The following is a 17,004-nucleotide window of genomic DNA, read 5'->3' as shown; positions in this document are numbered from 1 at the left end:
GCTACGCCGGCCACAATGACTGCCGGCGCGGACTGCGTCTGTTCGGCACCGCGCATAGATGCGGTGATGAAGGCGAGCGCCGGGTGATCGCCGCCGCCCGATCCGATGACGCTTGGCAATATACTTGTAAACGATTCTCATCCACTTCTTCGGATCCGCTTGCCGGAACCGTTCCATGCCCGCGGCCACCCGTCCTCCCGAGCCCATCGAAGTTCTCTACAGCGACCACCACGGCTGGCTGCTGGCATGGCTGCGCTGCCGCCTGGGCGACGCCTGCGATGCGGCCGACCTGGCGCACGACACCTTCGTGCGGCTGATGGCGTCCTCGCGCACCGCCAGCCTCGGGCATGAGCCGCGCGCCTTCCTGACCCATGTCGCCAAGGGGCTGGTGGCGGACCATTGGCGCCGGCGCGAGGTGGAGCGGGCCTACCTGGAAGCGATTGCGCATCTGCCAGAGCCCGAGGCGCCGTCGCCAGAGGCCCGGATGCTCATCATCGAATCGCTGCTGCGCATCGAGGCCATGCTGGCCGGCCTTCCGGGCCGCACGCGGCAGGTCTTCCTGCTGGCGCAGTTCGACGAGCTGACGCTGCAGCAGATTTCCGAGCGCATGGCCATGCCCGTGATCACGGTGCGCCGCCACATCCACAAGGCGCTGGTCGCCTGCATGTCGGTCGCGTGAGCGAAGCGGTGCGATGAGCAGCCAGCAGCCGACGGGGGCGCAGGCCCGCCCGGACCCCGCGCTCCTGAGCGAGGCGGCCGACTGGATGATGAGGCTGCGCTACGGCGACGACGCCCAGAAGGCCCAGGCGAACTTCAACCGATGGCGCGAGCAGAGCCCGGCGCACGGCGAGGCCTGGGCGCGGGCGGAGGCCCTGCTGGGGGTGTTCGCACAAGTGCCGGCGGGCATCGGCAAGGAGGCCTTCCAGGCCTTGCAGCTGCGACCCAGCCGCCGCCGCGGCATGGGCATGCTGGGCGCGTTGCTGATTGCCGCGCCGGCCGGCTGGCTCGCGTGGCGGCACATGCCCTGGCGCGAGTGGGCCGCCGATGTTGCAACGGCCACGGGCGAGCGCAGGTCGATGACGCTGGCCGACGGCTCGCGCCTGGTGCTCAACACCGCGAGCGCGGCGGACATCGTCTTCACCGCCGCCGAACGGCGCATCCGCCTGCAGGCGGGCGAGATCCTCGTCGCCACGCACGCCGACCCGTCGCCCACCTACCGGCCCTTCCTGGTGCAGACGCCGCAGGGCACCGTGCGCGCGCTGGGCACGCGCTTCAGCGTGCGCCGGCTCGACGAGCGCACCACGCGCGTCGCGGTGTTCGAAGAGGCCGTCGAAGTACGTCCCGTGGACGGCGCCTCGCGCATGCTGCGCGCCGGCGCGCAGGTCGATTTCGAGGCCGGGCGCATCGGCCCCGAGGCCACTGTCGAGAACAGCGCCGCGCTCTGGGAGCAAGGCATGCTGCTCGCGAGAAGCATGCGCCTGGCCGATGTCGTCGCCGAAATGAGCCGCTACCGCAGCGGCGTGCTGCGCTGCCATCCCGCGGTGGCCGAGCTGCGCGTGTCCGGCGCCGTGTCCCTGGCCGACACCGATGCCGGGCTCGCGCTGCTGGCGCGCTCGCTGCCGCTGCGCATCGAGCAGACGACCCGCTACTGGGTCACGGTGGCGCCGCGTTAGCCGGCCCAGCAAAAAATTCCGCCCGGGAGTGATCACTTTTTCTGTTTCGTCCGGTGTGAGAAGGAATGACGCATCGATGCCGATGCGCCGACCGCCATCACAGACATCACAGGACGCAGACCCATGGGATCGCAGCACAGCGCACGCCGGCACCGGCACACCGGAAAAATCACGGCCGCCATCACCACCGCTGCCATGCATGCGGCATGGGGCGGGGCCGGCGCGCTGGCACTGCTTGCAGTGCCCGTGTGCGCGGCCGAGCCGGCGGGCGCCGGCGCGCGCCAGTACGCCATCGCCGGCGGCACGCTCGCCGACGTGCTGGCGCAGTTCGCGGCCGCCACGGGCGTCCAGCTGATCTTCGAGCCCGGCATGCTCGCCGGGCTGCGAAGCGGCGGGCTGCGGGGGCGCTACACGGCGCAGGAAGGCTTCGAGCAGGTGCTGCGCGGCAGCGGCTACGAAGTGACGGGGCAGGGCAGCGGTGCCTACGCGCTGCGCAAGACGGCGGCGCCCGTGGTGCGCAGCGGCGCGGCCGACAGCGCCGCCACGCTGGCACCCATCACGGTGACCGCCGCGCCCGAGCGCGAAACGTCCACGGGCCGCGTCAACGGCTATGTCGCCAGGCGCAGCGCCACGGCCACCAAGACCGACACGGCGCTGATCGAGAACCCGCAGTCCGTCTCCGTGATCACCGCCGACGAAATCGGCGACCGCAAGGCGGAGTCGCTCGACGAGGCGCTGCGCTACACCGCCGGCGTCACGCCCAACCTCAAGCCCTGGGCGGTCGACGAGTTCTCGCTGCTGCGCGGCTTCGAGCTCGGCACCGCCGGCGTCTTCATGGACGGCCTGCTGACCTCCGGGCGCTCCTATGCCGCGCCCATCGAGCCCTACGGCCTCGAACGGCTGGAAGTGCTGCGCGGGCCGGCGTCGGTGCTGTACGGCAAGATGCCGCCGGGCGGCATGGTCAATGCCGTGAGCAAGCGGCCGACGGCGGAGACCGTGCGCGAGATCGGCATCGAGTACGGCACGTACAACCGCAAGCAGCTGAAGGCCGACATCGGCGGCGCACTGGACAGCCGCAGCGAATGGACCTACCGCCTCACGGTGCTGGGGCGCGATTCGAACACCCGCCTGGACCATGACCGCGACAACCGGCTCTACATTGCGCCCGCCCTCACATGGCAGCCCAGCGCCAGCACCAAGCTGACGCTGCTCGGGCGCTACCAGAAGGACAACCAGGCCTACGCCTGGCAGAACCAGCTGGAGCAGCCCGGCGTGTTCGGCCAGCCGAGCCCGCGCGTGAACATCGGCGGCTACGACAACCGCTGGCGGCGCGACAACAAGATGCTCGGCTACGAGTTCGAGCACAGCTTCGACGACACCTGGTCGATGCAGCAGAGCATGCGCTACAGCGAGCTCGACCGCTCGGAGACCAACGTGTTCCCGCGCGGCCTGCGCGCCGACGGCTACACGCTCAACCGCAGCTTCTCGCCGCGCGAGACGCACTGGAAGGGCTTGCTGCTGGACACGCGCGTGCAGGCGCGCTTCGGCAGCGGGCCGCTCGCGCACACAGTGCTGGCGGGCGTGGACTACGCCAAGTCGCGCACCACCGACGAGTTCCCCTACGACCGCCCCCTGCTGGCGCCGATGAACCTGTTCGCGCCCGTGTACACGCACCAGCCGCTCGCGCCGGCCGCCGACCCGTATGTCGACAGGGTGCCATCGAAGCAGGTGGGCCTGTACCTGCAGGACCAGATCAAATGGGACCGCTGGGTTCTCACGGCCGGCGTGCGGCATGACAAGGCGGACGCCACGGGCACCCGCACGTTCGGCCGGACCGGCGACAGCAGCGAGATCTACGACACCTCGGCCAGCGCCACCACCGGCCGCGTCGGTGTCGTGTACCTGTTCGAGTCCGGATGGGCGCCCTATGCGAACTACGCCACCTCCTTCTCGCCGGAGATCGGCAAGGACCTGAACGGCAACCTGCTGAAGCCTTCGAAGGGCCGGCAGATCGAAGCCGGCGTGCGCTACCAGCCGACCGGAAAGAACGCCAGCTACACGGCATCGGTGTTCGACATCGTGCGCAGCAACGTGACCACGGCAGCGCCGCAGGCGCCCGGGGAAGTCATCCAGACCGGCGAGGTCAGGTCGCGCGGGCTCGAGCTCGAAGCCCGTGCCGATGTGACCAGCAACATCAGCCTGATCGCCCAGTACACCTACCTGGACACCCGCATCACGCGCAGCAACGACGGCGACCTGGGCCTGCCGCAGATGAGCGCGCCGAAGCACAGCGCATCGGTGTGGGGCAAGTATTCGTTCCCGGTGGGCGGCTCGACCCGCGCGTTTGCCGCCCTCGGCGTGCGCTACCTCGGCAAGGCGCGTTCGGCCTGGGACACCGGCAACGCCAACATCACGAACCCGGGCATCGCGATGGTCGACCTGGCGCTCGGCTTCGACCGCGGCCCCTGGCGCGTCTCGCTCAACCTCAACAACCTGCTGAACAAGCAGTCGCTGATGGATTGCAACGGCAGCATCTGCTACCGCAGCGCGGAGCGCACCGCCAACCTGAGCGCGCTCTACCGCTTCTGATGCGGGCGACGCGTGGCGCCGTGCGGCGTGCCCGAGGCGCACTCCTGTCGCGGATCGCGGCAGCGCTGTTCGGCGGCTATGCGCTCGCGGTGCTGACCAGCGTCGCGGCGCTGGCGCTGCCCATGGGCACCGTCGAGGCGGTGCTCACAGGCATGCAGGCCAGCTTCGTGGCGTACGCGGCCGCGGTCATCTGGGTGTTTGCGGCACGCAGCGCGCGCCGGGCGTGGCTGGGTCTGGCGCTGGCCGCGCTGCCGCTGCTGGCGGCGGCGTGCTGGGTCTGGCGGGGGCCGGGGGCATGACGACCGCGGCAAAGAGCCTGCGCCAGTCGATGGCCCGCCTGCACACCTGGACCGGCCTCGTGTTCGGCTGGGTTCTCTACGCGATGTTCCTCACTGGCGCGGTGAGCTACTTCCGGGAGGAGATCTCCCAGTGGATGCGGCCCGAAGTGCCGGCGCTCGCGCAGTTGCCCGACGCGGCCGCGAGCGCTGCGCTGGCCATCGCAAGCCTGCAGGGGCTCGCACCGGGCGCCTCCCAATGGGTGATCGACCTGGCGGACGAACGCAGGAACGTGGTCGCCGCATCGTGGCGTGCCGGCGCCAGCGACGGCAGGGCCATGCTCGATCCGCTGAGCGGCAAGCCGCTGCATGCGCGCGAGACCACCGGCGGAGAGTTCTTCTACTACTTTCATTTTTCGCTGCACTACCTGCCGCGGGTCGCGGCGCGCTGGCTGGTGGGCCTGGCCACCATGTTCATGCTGGTCGCGATCGTCAGTGGCGTGATCACGCACAAGAAGATCTTCACCAACTTCTTCACCTTCCGTCGCGGCAAGGGCGCGCGCTCCTGGCTGGATGCACACAACATGCTGTCGGTGTGGGTGCTGCCCTTTCACCTGCTGATCACCTACACCGGCCTGATCACGCTGATGACGCTGTACATGCCCTGGGGCCTGGACAGCGCGCCCGATGCGGCGCAGGCGCGCCAATCGCTGCGCGCCGAAATGACGGCGCTCATGCCGCCGGGCACGCCGGGCGGCACGGCGGCACCGCTGCCCGATGTGGGCGCGATGGTGCGCGAGGCCGAGCGGCGCTGGGGCCTCGGCAGCGTGGCGCGCCTGGTCGTCGATCACCCGGGCGACGCCGCATCGCGCGTGAAGGTCGTGCGCAGCGAGGCGTCGCGCGTGTCCGTCAGCCCGCGCTACCTGGCGTTCGAAGGTCCGCAGGGCGCATTGCGGCAGGTCAAGGACCGCTCGGGCCCGGCCGCGGAGACGCGCGGCGTGCTCTACGGCCTGCACATGGCGCGCTTTGCCGGCACCACGGTGCGCTGGCTGTACTTCATGGCGAGCCTGGCCGGCGCGGCCATGGTGGCGACGGGGCTCGTGCTGTGGACCGTCAAGCGGCGCGCCAAGCGGGCCGATCCTGAACGCGTGCCGGCCGGTCGCCGCTGGGTGGAGCGGCTCAACGTCGCGGCCATCGCGGGACTTCCCGTGGCGATGGCGGCGTTTCTCTGGGGCAACCGCCTGCTGCCGGCGGAGCTCGCGGATCGCCGCGGGTGGGAAATCCACCTGTTCTTCGCCGTGTGGGCGCTGATGCTCTTCCACGCGGGCGCAAGGCCTGTCCAGCGCGCATGGCCGGAACAGTTCGGCGCCGCTGCCGTGCTGTGCGCGGCGCTGCCGCTGTGGAACCTGTGCGTCGGCGGCCGCCAACTGTTCGCCAGCATTCGCGAGGCGGACTGGGTGTTCGCGGGAATCGAGCTTGCACTGCTGGCAACGGCTGCGCTGCTTGCCGCGATGGCGATGAAGACCGCGCGCAGGGCCGGCACCTAGCACCCTGCCGCAGCCACCCGTTGCACGGCCGGAGCCTTCCGGCGATCACTGCGCCGGGATGCAACGGTGGCGGCGCGTGCGCTGTTCGACCTTGTAGCAACGCAGCGGGAAAACCCGCGGCCGGCGGTCCGCGCGATGCGCGCAAGAGCCCCTGGAAGGCCGCATCGCGCGTGGCATGGAGATTGCCCTGGACTCCCGTGAAGGCATGCCCGCGTGGCACGCCCGAGCCGCTACCCACACCCACGAGGAGACATCACATGCAATTGAAGCTCTTGAACGCGCTCATGGCCATCGGCCTGGCCGCGGCCGGCAGTGCCGGCGCGCAAGTCACGGACAAGATGATCCAGTCCGAAGCCACGGCGAACGGCAACGTCCTGACCTGGGGGGTCAATACCCAGGGCCAGCGCTATTCGCCGCTGAAGCAGGTCAACACCGGCACCGTGTCCCGGCTCGCGCCGGCATGGGCCTTCTCCTTCGGCGGGGAGAAGCAGCGCGGCCAGGAGGCGCAGCCCGTGATCCACAAGGGCAAGATGTTCGTCACCGCCTCGTACTCGCGCATCTACGCGCTCGACGCCATCACCGGCAAGAAGCTGTGGAAGTACGAGCACCGCCTGCCCGAGGGCATCATGCCCTGCTGCGACGTGGTCAACCGCGGCGCGGCGCTGTACGACAACCTGGTGATCTTCGCCACGCTCGACGCGCAGCTGGTGGCGCTCGACCAGAACACCGGCGACGTGGTCTGGAAGGAGAAGATCGACGACTACGCGGCCGGCTACTCGGCCACCGCGGCGCCGATCATCGCCAACGGCCTGATCCTCACGGGCGTGTCGGGCGGCGAGTTCGGCATCGTCGGCCGCGTCGAGGCGCGCGACGCCAGGACGGGCAGCATGGTGTGGTCGCGTCCCACGGTGGAAGGCCACATGGGCTACACCTACGACAACGACGGCAACAAGAAGGAGGCGGGCGTCTCGGGCACCGTCAACAAGAGCTGGCCGGGCGACCTCTGGAAGACCGGCGGCGCCGCCACCTGGCTGGGCGGCACCTTCGATCCCAAGACCGGCCTGGCCTACTTCGGCACCGGCAATCCGGCGCCATGGAACAGCCACCTGCGCAAGGGCGACAACCTGTTCTCGTGCGCGACCGTGGCCATCGACGTGAAGACCGGGCAGATCAAGTGGCACTACCAGAACACGCCCAGCGACAGCTGGGACTTCGACGGCGTGAACGAGTTCGTCACCTTCGACATGGACGGCCGGCGCGTGGGCGGCAAGGCCGACCGCAACGGCTACTTCTACGTGAACGACGCCACCACCGGCCAGCTGCTGAACGCCTTCCCCTTCGTGAAGAAGACGACCTGGGCCAACGGCATCGACCTGAAGACCGGCCGCCCGAACTTCGTGCCCGAGAACCGCCCGGGCGACCCCATCGCCAGCGCCGACGGCAAGAAGGGCAACTCGGTCTTCGCGGCGCCGGGCTTCCTGGGCGGCAAGAACCAGATGCCGATGGCCTACAGCCCCGACACGAGGATGTTCTACGTGCCCGCCAACGAATGGGGCATGGACATCTGGAACGAACCCGTGGCCTACAAGAAGGGCGCGGCCTACCTCGGCTCGGGCTTCACCATCAAGCCGCTCAACGAGGACTACATCGGCGCGCTGCGCGCGATCGATCCCAAGAGCGGCAAGATCGCCTGGGAGATCAAGAACGGCGCGCCGCTGTGGGGCGGCGTGCTCACCACCGGCGGCAACCTGGTGTTCTGGGGCACGCCCGAGGGCTACCTGAAGGCGGCCGACGCCAAGACCGGCAAGGTGCTGTGGGAGTTCCAGACCGGCTCGGGCGTGGTCGCGCCGCCGGTCACCTGGCAGCAGGGCGGCGAGCAGTACGTGGCCGTGGTCTCGGGCTGGGGCGGCGCGGTGCCGCTGTGGGGCGGCGAGGTGGCCAAGAAGGTCAACCTGCTGGAGCAGGGCGGCATGGTGTGGGTCTTCAAGATCCCTTCCGCCGGCGCGACGCGCAGCGCCCGGGCGGGCGAGGCCCGCGTGGCGTCCAACTGAAGGAGGCGGCATGACGGATCGCAACAGCGAAGGGCGCCGCGGCGCCTCCCGCCGGGAGTTCGTCGGCCGCGCGGCCGGGGGCGCCTGCCTGCTGGCGGCGCTGCCGGTGCGCGTGCTGGCCGCGCCGCCGCGCGCCGAGGAAGGCGACGAGACTTCGGTGCAGCTGGGCTACAGGCACGACACCAAGAGCGTCGACAAGAAGAAGTACCCGCGCCATGCGGCCACGCAGGAGTGCGTGAACTGCGCGATGTGGCAGGGCACGCCCTCCGATGCCTGGGCGGGCTGCGCGATGTTCGGCCGCAAGCAGATCGCGGCCAAGGGCTGGTGCATGGCCTGGGCGCCCAAGCCCGCCTGAGCGGCTCGGGCGCTACAGCATCGGCCGCCCCGCGGCCGGCTCGATCTGCAGGCCGGGCGTGGCCTCCCAGCGCCCGGCCTTGTCGACCCACAGCGCATCGACCTGCCACTGGCGCGCGACCTGCCGCGCTTCCGTTGGCCCCGCAACGAAGAACACCTTGGTGAGCGCATCGGCCAGCGCGCCGCTGGGCGCCGCCACCGTCACGGCCGACAGGGCCGGCGGCGAATAGCCGGTGTGCGGATCGACGATGTGGTGGTGCCGGCGGTCGGCGCTGAAGAAGGCCTGGCTGTCGGCCGAGGTGGCCACGCAGCGCCCGTCGGCCAGCAGCCGCGCGATCAGCGCGGATTCGGCCTGCGGGTCGGCGATGCCGAGCGACCAGGCCCGCGTGCCGCCGCGCAGCCCGAGCGGCGCGAACTCGCCGGCATCGACCAGCGCATGCCGGATGCCGCGCGCCGCCAGCGCCTGCCGCACGCAGTCCGCCGCGTAGCCCTGCGCGATGCCGTTGAGCGTCACGGCCATGCCCGGCGCGTCGAAGCGCACCAGCCGGCGCCGCGCATCGAGCGCGCGCCAGTCGACCCGCGCGCGCGCCGCCGCCACTGCCCGCGCGTCCGGCAGGCGGCCTTCGCGCCGGGCGGCCGCGAAGGCCTCCCACAGCGGCTGCACCGTCACGTCGAAGGCGCCGCGGCTCTCGCGCGACACCTCGTGCGCGATGCGCAGCACCGCCAGCAGCTCTGCCGGCGGCGAGGCCAGCCGGCCCTCGCGGTTCAGCCGCGACAGCGCACTGCCGGGGTCGAACAGGCTCATCTGCGCCTCGATGCGGCGCAGCAGCGCCACGCCCTCGTCCAGCGCGCGTTCCACGACCGCCCGGCGCTCGTGCCCGGCCTGCAGGCTCAGCGCGGTGCCGAAGCCCAGCAGGTCGCGCCGGCCCCAGTGCAGCGCGGTGACGGCCGGCGCCAGGGCCGCGCCACCGGCCAGCGCGCCCAGGCCGAGCGACAGGCGCAGCAGCCGGCGCCGCTTCATGCCGCACTCCGGACGGCGGCCGCCGCGTGCACCGGAATCACCCGCTGGCGCCCGCGCGCGATCAGCGGCGCGCAGCGCTGCGGGCTGTCGTGGATGGCCACGCAGTCCAGGCACTGGAAGCACTCGCCATAGACGATCGCGCCGTCGGGCTTGATCGCCTGGTACTCGCAGCGGTGCCGGCAGGTCTGGCAGGGCGTGCCGCATTCGGCGCGGCGCGGAATCCACTTCAGCAGCCGCGCATGCCCGAGCAGCTTGAGCCCCGCGCCGAGCGGGCACAGGTAGCGGCAGAAGCCCTTGTAGAGCACCAGGTTCAGCAGCACCAGGCCGCCTGCCCAGGCCACGAAGGGCCAGGCGTGCACGAAGTTCAGCGTGATCGCGGTCTTGAAGGGCTCGACTTCGACCGCCCGGTCGGTCCACGCCGGCGAGACGGCCGCCAGCATCAGCACGACGGCCAGCACCGCGTACTTGAGCCGCTTGAGCCGCGCATCGAGGTCGCGGTGCGGCCGCAGGCGCTTGCCCAGGCCCGCGCGCCGCGCGAGCTGCGCCGCGAGTTCCTGCAGCGCACCGAAGGGGCAGAGCCAGCCGCAGAAGGTGCCGCGTCCCCAGACCACCAGCGTGAGCGCGGCGAAGGCCCACAGCGCCACGCTCATCGGGTCGTACAGCAGGAAGCCCAGCGAGCGCCCGGCCGCCAGCGCCTGGATCGCGGCGGTGACGTGGACGATCGAGAGCTGGCCCTGCGCGAACCAGCCGATGAAGACCAGCGTGAAGACCAGGTAGCCGGTGCGAAAGCGCGCCAGGCGCGCGGGCGTGGCGACGATCCAGCGCGGCCGCGCCAGCACCACCGCCAGCAGCGCCAGCGCGCCCGCGAGCACCGCCAGTTCCCAGGCGCGCGCATGCCACACGGCCTGCCAGCCCTTGGCCTCGTCCTGCGGCGCAATCACCTGGTCGACCGGCAGCCGGTAGGGCAGGGCGAAGTCGCGGCTCACCCGCTCGCCGTAGAGCATGCCTTTCTCGCGCGTCACGCGCAGCGCAAAGTCCAGCGGCCGGGCCGGGTCCAGGCCGGCCGGTCCGATGACGCGGAAGACCTTGGCATCGGCGCGCCGCAGCGCGGCCGGCAGCCGCAGCGGATCGTCCAGGTCGAGGTCGCGCAGCTCCAGCGGCAGCTCGCCCTGCCTGAGCGTCAGGCGGTCCGGCACGGCGCCGCGCACGAAGCGGTCGCCCACGAAGGTGTAGCGGCCGGTGGCGATCGCCAGCAGCGCATGGTCGCCCTCGTCGATGCGGCCGAGCAGGTGCTGCCAGCCCGCTTCCGACAGCAGGTTGCGGCCCACGGCCGGAACGTTCAGGTAGGCCAGGTACAGCTCGCTGAAGGTCTCGCCGGAGGCCGCGCCGGTGCCCTCTGCCTCCTCGACGCCCGTGCCCGCGAAGGCCCGTTCCACCTGGCCGCGCGAGAGCCGCACGCGCTGCACCAGCCCGGCCTGCAGCAGCGCGTCCCAGTCCATCGGCCGGAAGCCGTCGCGCCGCACGCGCGCCAGCAGGGCCGGGTCGCTGCCCGCGGCAAAGCCGAGCCGGGCGCGCGCCACGCGCAGCGCCGATGCCAGCAGGCTCTGGTGCAGGATGCGCACCGACGCGGTGGCCTTGGCGACCCCGTCGATGTAGACGTTGGCGCTGCCGTGCTGCTCGCCGCGGTTGGCGTTGGAGCCGATCTTGATGTTCTGCCGCAGCGACAGCCCCTTGTACTGCTCGGCGAACCGCAGCAGCGGCCCTTCGCCCAGCCCCTCGAGGAACACCGGCTCGTGGTGCGAGAGCACGCGCACGTCGAGGAACGCGCCCTTCGCATCCAGCGCCACCAGCAGGTTGATCGGCGTGCCCGAGAAGCCGGGGATCGGCGCCAGGTCGGTCGACTCGAAGACGTAGCCCGCGAGCACCGGGCTGGTCATGTCCTGCTTGAAGATCGGCCAGACCGGCAGCTGCGCGTCCTTCTCGCCCACGGTCCACGGCGGCGGGAAATGCCGCTGCAGCGCGGCGCGCGTCATCACGCCCGCCTGCGCCGCCAGCGCCATGCCCGTCAGCAGCACCGCCGCCAGGAGGCGCCGCCCGGTCACAGCGCGATCTCCATGCCGTCGTAGGCCACCTCGATGCCATGGCGTTCGAGCAGCTGGCGCTGCGCGCTCGCGGCATCGAGGATCGGGTTGCTGTTGTTGATGTGGATCAGCACCTTGCGCCGCGCCGGCGTGGCCAGCAGCGCATCCACCATGCCGGCGCGCGGGCCGGTGCCGGTCTGCGGCAGATGGCCCATGTCGCTGGCGGTGCGGGTGCCCAGGCCGGCGTGGCGCATCTCGTCCTCGGTCCAGAAGGTGCCGTCCAGCAGCAGGCAGTCGGCGTCGTGCATCCAGCGCAGCTCCTCGGGGCCGACCTCGGCCAGGCCCGGCGCGTAGAAAAGGCGCTGGCCGCTCTGCAGGTCCTCGATCAGCAGCGCGATGTTGTCGCCCACGGCCTGCTCGCGGCGGTGCGGCGAATAGGGCGGCGCCTTGCCGGGAATGGCCACGGCGGTGAAACGCAGCGAGGGAAAGCCGGCCACGCCGAAGTCGACGCGCGTCTGCGTGCCGGCCACCGCCAGCATGTGCCAGCGCGTGCCGCAGTAGTGCTCCAGCACGCCGAGCACGGGGAAGGAGGTGGTCAGGTCCTCGAACACGCAGGGCGTGGCATAGAGGTCGATGCGGGGCCCTTCGCGCAGCCCGAGCAGCCCGGCGACGTGGTCGATCTGCGCGTCCATCAGCACCACCGCCTTGATCGGCGTGTCGCGCAGGCCATGCCGCGGATGCAGCTGGGCGTGGCTGCGGATCTGCTGGCCGATGTCGGGCGAGGCATTGAGCAGCACCCACGATTCGCCGTCGGCGGACACGGCGATCGAGCTTTGCGTGCGCGCGCAGGCATCGAGCACGCCCTGGCGCTGGCCCGCGCACAGCCGGCAGTTGCAGTTCCACTGCGGAAAACCGCCGCCCGCGCCGGAGCCGAGGACCAGGACTTTCATGAATCCTCGAACGCGGGGGCCGGCCGTTGCATGAAGTCTCCTCGTGTGGGCTGTACGGTGGCATGGCGCAAGTCGCATGCCCGCGCGGCGCGCTGCGCGAAGCGCGCCGCAAGCGCGGGATTGCCCTGAGAAGCCCCGAGAAAACGGCCCGAAAAAAGCGCCGCCCGCGCGAACTGCTCCAGGCTGGTACAGCGCCGTGCGGCGCTGGCACAGGGTTTCCCCCCCCGGCCCTCACAGGGCCTGTGTCAGTCGGCCTTGTTCCAGCGCAGCTTGCGGTAGATGGTGTTGCGGCTGATGCCCAGGCGCTTGGAGGCGACCGAGATGTTGCCGTCGGCCGCCGCGAGGGCGCTGCGGATCATGTCGATCTCGGCTTCCTCGAGCGTGCGCGGGGCGCTCGGGGCGGCAGCGGGCGATGGTTCGGGGGCATCTTGCACGGGTTGCGGCATGGGCTCGGGCGCGGCAGGGGCGCAGGCCGCCTGCGTTGCAGCAAAGTCCGGCGCGGGAGAGGGTGCGGGTGCGAATGCCGCCGCGGCGGGCGCGGCCGGGGAGCGCACGCGCCGCACATCCTCCAGGAAGTCGTCCGACAAGTGGTGCTCGCAGATGTGGCTTTCGCCCGCGGCCATCACGGCGGCGGTGCGCAGCACGTTGGCGAGCTGGCGCAGGTTGCCGGGCCATGCATAGGCCTTGAAGAGCGCGAGCACCGAGGCCTCGATGCCGGGCGTGTCCTGCGGGCATTCGGCCAGCAGGATGCGCCGCGCCACCACGTCCAGGTCGCTGCGCTCGCGCAGCGCCGGCAGCCGCACCACCAGGCCGTTGAGGCGGTAGTACAGGTCTTCGCGGAAGGTGCCCGCATCGATCATCTCGCGCAGGTTGCGGTGCGTGGCGCCGATGACGGCAATGTCCACCGGGATCGACTTGAGGCTGCCCAGCGGCGTGACGTTGCGCTCCTGCAGCACCCGCAGCAGCCGCGCCTGCAAGGGCAGCGGCATGTCGCCGATCTCGTCCAGGAACAGCGTGCCGCCGTTGGCCTGCACGATGCGCCCGACCGCGCCCTTGCGGCGCGCGCCGGTGAAGGCGCCGTCCTCGTAGCCGAACAGCTCGGCCTCGATCAGCGATTCGGGGATGGACGCGCAATTGACCGCCACGAAGGGCTGCCGGGCGCGGTTCGAGTCCTGGTGCACGGCACGCGCGAGCAGCTCCTTGCCCGTGCCGGTCTCGCCGAGGACGAGCAGCGGAATGTCGCGGTTGATGACGCGCCGCACCTTCTGCAGCGTGGCCGCGATCTGCGCGTCGCCGGTGTCGAGGTAGCGCAGGCCGGAGAAAGGGGCCTGCGCCGAAGGGCAGGGCGGCCGCGCGGCTGCGGCGGCGGCATCGTGGGCCGGCGTGGGCATGCGCGCTTCCACCGAGGTCACCGGCATGTCCAGCACCACCGCGCGTTGCGGACCGTTGAAGCGGGCGCTGACGTGGAACTGCTGCCCGTTGGCCGCATGCAGCATCATCGGCGTGGGCAGCGGCGTGCGGAAGTGGTCGAACACGGCCGAGGCCGTGATGCCGAACAGGCTCGGCAGGCTCTGCATGCGCAGCGCGGCAATGCTCATGTCGAGCTGGTCCAGCGCGCTGCGGTTGGCGCCCAGGATCTTGCCGTCCACGCCCACCACGATGATCCCTTCGAGCAGCGTGCCGATGAACTCCGCGCGGCCATGGAAGTGCAGCCGCAGGCGGTTGCCGTAGTCGTCCGACAACCACTGGTTCTCGATCATGCGCGCCGACATGCGCACCAGGCCCATGGTGTGCTGGTGGTAGGAGCGCTGGTCGCCGGTGACGTCGAGCACGCCCAGCATCTCGCCGCGCGGGTCGAAGATCGGCGCGGCCGAGCAGGTGAGGAAGTTGTTGGCGTGAATGAAGTGCTCGCCGCCGTGCACGACCGTCGGCGTCTCCTCGACCAGCGTGGTGCCGATGGCGTTCGTGCCCTTGGAATGCTCGGCCCAGCTCACCCCCGGCGTGAGCGCCACCTTGTTGGCGCGCTGCAGGAACCGGTCGTCGCCCACGGAGTGCAGGATGGTGCCGGTGGTGTCGGCCAGCACGATCATGCTGTCGGTGTCGACGATCTGCTCGAGCAGCATCTCCATGACCGGCGCCGCATGCGTGAACAGCCGCTGGTTGCGCTCGCGCGCCACCACAAGGTCGCTGCGCCGCAGCGGATCGAAGTCCGGCCGCTCCACGCGCGACAGGCCCAGCGCGGCGCAGCGCTCGTGCCACTGCTGGATCAGTTCGCTGCGGCCGGCCTGGGGCGGAGTGACGGCCAGCGCCGATGGCTGGATCCAGCCATGGGAAGGGCTGGCTGGGGCATGAAAGGCATCAACCATCTGCTGTCTCCTGGCCCGCTTTTTTGCGGGCGGCTTGTCTCTGGCCAGTTTCGAATGCTGTTCACTGGTCGCTTCATTTTGGAACACCCGTCGTGGGCCAGGTGTTCCGTCCCGGCGCTGCGGCGGCAAGGATGCCACAGCAACCGGCCCTTGTGGGCACTGTGCAGCGACCGGGACGCTACAGCCAAGGCAAGTTGTGTTCCCGCTTGAAGCAATGGCCCTTGGCACAGCGATTGCGAATTTGTGCGGGTTCCCATCACTACAACGGAGACCCGACATGATGAATCCCGATCCACGAACCCTGCGGCCCCTGGCCCGCGCCGCGCTGGCGGCGGCGATGCTGGGCATGGCCCTTTCCGGCGCTGCCCGGGCCCACGGCGATGTCACGCCGCAGGCCGTGGACACGTCCTCGCTGCCGAAGCTCGGCGAGCAGTGGCGCGCCGAGAACCCATTCCGCGGCAACGGCGGGGCCATCACGATCGGCACGTCCGCCTACAACCAGAACTGCGCGCGCTGCCATGGCATCGACGCCATCTCCGGCGGCATCGCGCCCGACCTGCGCAAGCTCGACAACGATTGCGCCACCCTCAAGGATGCGGCGCGCAAGGCGGCCTGCGTGAAGGAGACCGACGACCTCTATCTCACCACCGTGCGGCGCGGCCGCACACGCAACGGCGCCGTCTACATGCCGCCGTTCGAAGGAACGATGAACCAGGAGGCGATCTGGGCCATCAAGTCCTACCTGGAGACGCGGCGCGACAAGCCGATGTGAGACGGCTGCCATGCACACACCTCCTCCTTCTTCTTCCCCGCGCATGTCGCGCCGCGCCTGCCTGCAGTGGGCCGCGGCCGCCGGCGTGGCCGCGCTCGCCGGCACGGCGCGTGCGGGCGCGCTCGACCGGATCCGCGCACGCGGCACGCTGAGCGTGGCGATCTACCAGGACATGCCGCCGTTCCACGCGGCCGGCGAGGGCATCGACATCGAGCTGGCGCGCGCGCTGGCCGGTGCGCTCGACGTGAAGCTCTCGCTGCTGCCCTTCCTGGCCGACGAGAACATGGGCGACGACCTGCGCCACATGGTGTGGCGCGGCCACTACCTGGGCTTCGGCCCGGCCGACGTGCTGCTGCATGTCCCGGTCGACCGCCCGCTGATGGACGAGACGCCGCAGGCGCTCATCTTCGCGCCGTACTACCGCGAGCGCGTGGTGCTGGCGCGGCGGCTCGACCGCCTGCCGCAGCTGGACGCGCTCTCGGCGCTGGGCGATGCGAAGGTGGCCGTGTCCGGCAAGACGCTCGCGGGCTGGCTCATGATCGGCGCCGACAACGGCGCCTACCGCGACCAGCTCGACACCCAGCCGAAGGACGGTACCGAGGCCGCGCGCGCCCTGCAGCGCGGCGAGGTGGCCGCGGCCGCGGGGCTCGCGTCGGAGATCGAGTCGGTGCTGCGCGGCGACGCGCGCTTTGCGATTGCGCCGCTGCCCTCGCCGCGCATCCAGCGCAACGGCTGGGCGGTGGGCATGGCGGTCAAGAAGGACGCCACCGACCTGGCGCAGGCGCTGCAGGCCGGCGTCAATGCCCTTGCCCAGGGCGGGCGGCTGCGCACGATGTTCGAAGCAGGAAACGTCGCCTGGCAGGCGCCGTGAACCGGCGAGCCATGGCACTGGCCCTTGCGCATTCCAGCGGATACCCCAACCACCCAATGACGGACGATGCGTCCGAACACCCATGAGCATGCCCAACCCCATCGAATCCGTCCTGGTCGAGAACCGCGTGTTCCCGCCCGACGCCCGCGCCCGCACCGGCGCGCGCATTGCCGGCATGGCCGCCTACGAGGCCCTGTGCCGGGAGGCCGAACAGGACTTCGAAGGCTTCTGGAGCCGCCTGGCCAAGGACAACCTGGACTGGACCCGGCCCTTCACGAAGACACTCGACGAGTCGAAGGCGCCGTTCTACGAGTGGTTCGGCGACGGCGAGCTCAACGCCAGCGCCAACTGCCTGGACCGCCACATCGGCACCCCCGTCGAGCACAAGACCGCCATCGTCTTCGAAGCCGACGACGGCGCCGTCACCCGCGTCAGCTACAAGGAACTGCTCGCG

Annotated in this window: 14 protein-coding genes; 10 read left to right on the top strand and 4 right to left on the bottom strand. The window is 71.0% G+C overall.

The window, feature by feature from the left end; all coding sequences use genetic code 11:
* The first annotated feature begins 175 nt into the window (after positions 1 to 175).
* The 7 genes from EJO66_RS31420 to EJO66_RS31390 all read left to right on the top strand — a co-directional run bounded on the left by EJO66_RS31420 (position 176) and on the right by EJO66_RS31390 (position 8,490).
* A complete protein-coding gene (locus EJO66_RS31420) occupies positions 176 to 679 on the top strand; it encodes a sigma-70 family RNA polymerase sigma factor (RefSeq protein ID WP_125967140.1) in 504 nt (167 codons plus the stop codon).
* Between the two features lie 13 nt (positions 680 to 692).
* Positions 693 to 1,673: a FecR domain-containing protein gene (locus tag EJO66_RS31415; RefSeq protein ID WP_125967139.1), complete on the top strand. Its 981-nt coding sequence runs from the start codon at positions 693 to 695 to the stop codon at positions 1,671 to 1,673.
* A gap of 123 nt (positions 1,674 to 1,796) precedes the next feature.
* Positions 1,797 to 4,262 (top strand): TonB-dependent siderophore receptor, encoded by a 2,466-nt coding sequence (locus tag EJO66_RS31410; protein ID WP_240648929.1) that lies wholly within the window; start codon positions 1,797 to 1,799, stop codon positions 4,260 to 4,262.
* Entirely contained in the window at positions 4,262 to 4,561 is a 300-nt protein-coding gene (locus EJO66_RS31405; protein ID WP_125967138.1) for a DUF3649 domain-containing protein, read from the top strand. The genes EJO66_RS31410 and EJO66_RS31405 overlap by 1 nt, the downstream gene beginning before the upstream one ends.
* The gene (locus EJO66_RS31400; RefSeq protein WP_125967137.1) at positions 4,558 to 6,084 is read left to right on the top strand and encodes a PepSY-associated TM helix domain-containing protein; all 1,527 of its coding nucleotides are present in this window, start codon (positions 4,558 to 4,560) and stop codon (positions 6,082 to 6,084) included. Before EJO66_RS31405 ends, EJO66_RS31400 begins: the two co-directional genes overlap by 4 nt.
* Before the next feature lie 257 nt (positions 6,085 to 6,341).
* Positions 6,342 to 8,135, top strand: coding sequence for a PQQ-dependent methanol/ethanol family dehydrogenase (locus EJO66_RS31395; protein ID WP_125967136.1), 1,794 nt, complete (start codon positions 6,342 to 6,344; stop codon positions 8,133 to 8,135).
* Positions 8,136 to 8,145: 10 nt separating this feature from the next.
* Positions 8,146 to 8,490: a high-potential iron-sulfur protein gene (locus EJO66_RS31390; RefSeq protein ID WP_125967135.1), complete on the top strand. Its 345-nt coding sequence runs from the start codon at positions 8,146 to 8,148 to the stop codon at positions 8,488 to 8,490.
* 12 nt (positions 8,491 to 8,502) lie between these two features.
* Here EJO66_RS31390 and EJO66_RS31385 read toward each other — a convergent pair whose 3' ends face one another.
* The 4 genes from EJO66_RS31385 to EJO66_RS31370 form a co-directional block, all read right to left on the bottom strand.
* Entirely contained in the window at positions 8,503 to 9,510 is a 1,008-nt protein-coding gene (locus EJO66_RS31385; RefSeq protein WP_125967134.1) for an FAD:protein FMN transferase, read from the bottom strand.
* A complete protein-coding gene (locus EJO66_RS31380) occupies positions 9,507 to 11,612 on the bottom strand; it encodes a 4Fe-4S binding protein (protein WP_125967133.1) in 2,106 nt (701 codons plus the stop codon). The genes EJO66_RS31385 and EJO66_RS31380 overlap by 4 nt, the downstream gene beginning before the upstream one ends.
* Complete coding sequence (gene pqqB, locus EJO66_RS31375; protein ID WP_125967132.1) at positions 11,609 to 12,541, bottom strand: pyrroloquinoline quinone biosynthesis protein PqqB; 933 nt, start codon at positions 12,539 to 12,541, stop codon at positions 11,609 to 11,611. The genes EJO66_RS31380 and pqqB overlap by 4 nt, the downstream gene beginning before the upstream one ends.
* Positions 12,542 to 12,786: 245 nt before the next feature.
* A complete protein-coding gene (locus EJO66_RS31370; RefSeq protein WP_125967131.1) occupies positions 12,787 to 14,907 on the bottom strand; it encodes a sigma-54-dependent Fis family transcriptional regulator in 2,121 nt (706 codons plus the stop codon).
* Positions 14,908 to 15,184: 277 nt separating this feature from the next.
* Here EJO66_RS31370 and pedF point away from each other — a divergent pair, with 277 nt between their 5' ends.
* From pedF to EJO66_RS31355, 3 genes are all read left to right on the top strand, one after another.
* Complete coding sequence (gene pedF / locus EJO66_RS31365; protein WP_124962245.1) at positions 15,185 to 15,679, top strand: cytochrome c-550 PedF; 495 nt, start codon at positions 15,185 to 15,187, stop codon at positions 15,677 to 15,679.
* 10 nt (positions 15,680 to 15,689) lie between these two features.
* Positions 15,690 to 16,550 (top strand): substrate-binding periplasmic protein, encoded by an 861-nt coding sequence (locus tag EJO66_RS31360; protein ID WP_124962244.1) that lies wholly within the window; start codon positions 15,690 to 15,692, stop codon positions 16,548 to 16,550.
* An 82-nt stretch (positions 16,551 to 16,632) separates the two neighbouring features.
* The coding region (locus EJO66_RS31355; protein ID WP_276312035.1) for an acetyl-coenzyme A synthetase N-terminal domain-containing protein at positions 16,633 to 17,004 on the top strand (372 nt) is incomplete at its 3' end.

It is taken from the genome of Variovorax beijingensis (assembly GCF_003951285.1).
Taxonomy (GTDB): domain Bacteria; phylum Pseudomonadota; class Gammaproteobacteria; order Burkholderiales; family Burkholderiaceae_C; genus Variovorax; species Variovorax beijingensis.
The sequence above is the reverse complement of the archived record's forward strand: the minus strand, read 5'-3'. Positions and strand labels throughout refer to the sequence as shown.

What these genes read in the sequence shown, in the direction of transcription:
- EJO66_RS31420 (WP_125967140.1), top strand. Translation starts at nt 176, where the DNA reads ATGCCCGCGGCCACCCGTCCTCCCGAGCCCATCGAAGTTCTCTACAGC.
- EJO66_RS31415 (WP_125967139.1), top strand. Translation starts at nt 693, where the DNA reads ATGAGCAGCCAGCAGCCGACGGGGGCGCAGGCCCGCCCGGACCCCGCG.
- EJO66_RS31410 (WP_240648929.1), top strand. Translation starts at nt 1,797, where the DNA reads ATGGGATCGCAGCACAGCGCACGCCGGCACCGGCACACCGGAAAAATC.
- EJO66_RS31405 (WP_125967138.1), top strand. Translation starts at nt 4,262, where the DNA reads ATGCGGGCGACGCGTGGCGCCGTGCGGCGTGCCCGAGGCGCACTCCTG.
- EJO66_RS31400 (WP_125967137.1), top strand. Translation starts at nt 4,558, where the DNA reads ATGACGACCGCGGCAAAGAGCCTGCGCCAGTCGATGGCCCGCCTGCAC.
- EJO66_RS31395 (WP_125967136.1), top strand. Translation starts at nt 6,342, where the DNA reads ATGCAATTGAAGCTCTTGAACGCGCTCATGGCCATCGGCCTGGCCGCG.
- EJO66_RS31390 (WP_125967135.1), top strand. Translation starts at nt 8,146, where the DNA reads ATGACGGATCGCAACAGCGAAGGGCGCCGCGGCGCCTCCCGCCGGGAG.
- EJO66_RS31385 (WP_125967134.1), bottom strand. Translation starts at nt 9,510, where the DNA reads ATGAAGCGGCGCCGGCTGCTGCGCCTGTCGCTCGGCCTGGGCGCGCTG.
- pqqB (WP_125967132.1), bottom strand. Translation starts at nt 12,541, where the DNA reads ATGAAAGTCCTGGTCCTCGGCTCCGGCGCGGGCGGCGGTTTTCCGCAG.
- EJO66_RS31370 (WP_125967131.1), bottom strand. Translation starts at nt 14,907, where the DNA reads ATGGTTGATGCCTTTCATGCCCCAGCCAGCCCTTCCCATGGCTGGATC.
- pedF (WP_124962245.1), top strand. Translation starts at nt 15,185, where the DNA reads ATGATGAATCCCGATCCACGAACCCTGCGGCCCCTGGCCCGCGCCGCG.
- EJO66_RS31360 (WP_124962244.1), top strand. Translation starts at nt 15,690, where the DNA reads ATGCACACACCTCCTCCTTCTTCTTCCCCGCGCATGTCGCGCCGCGCC.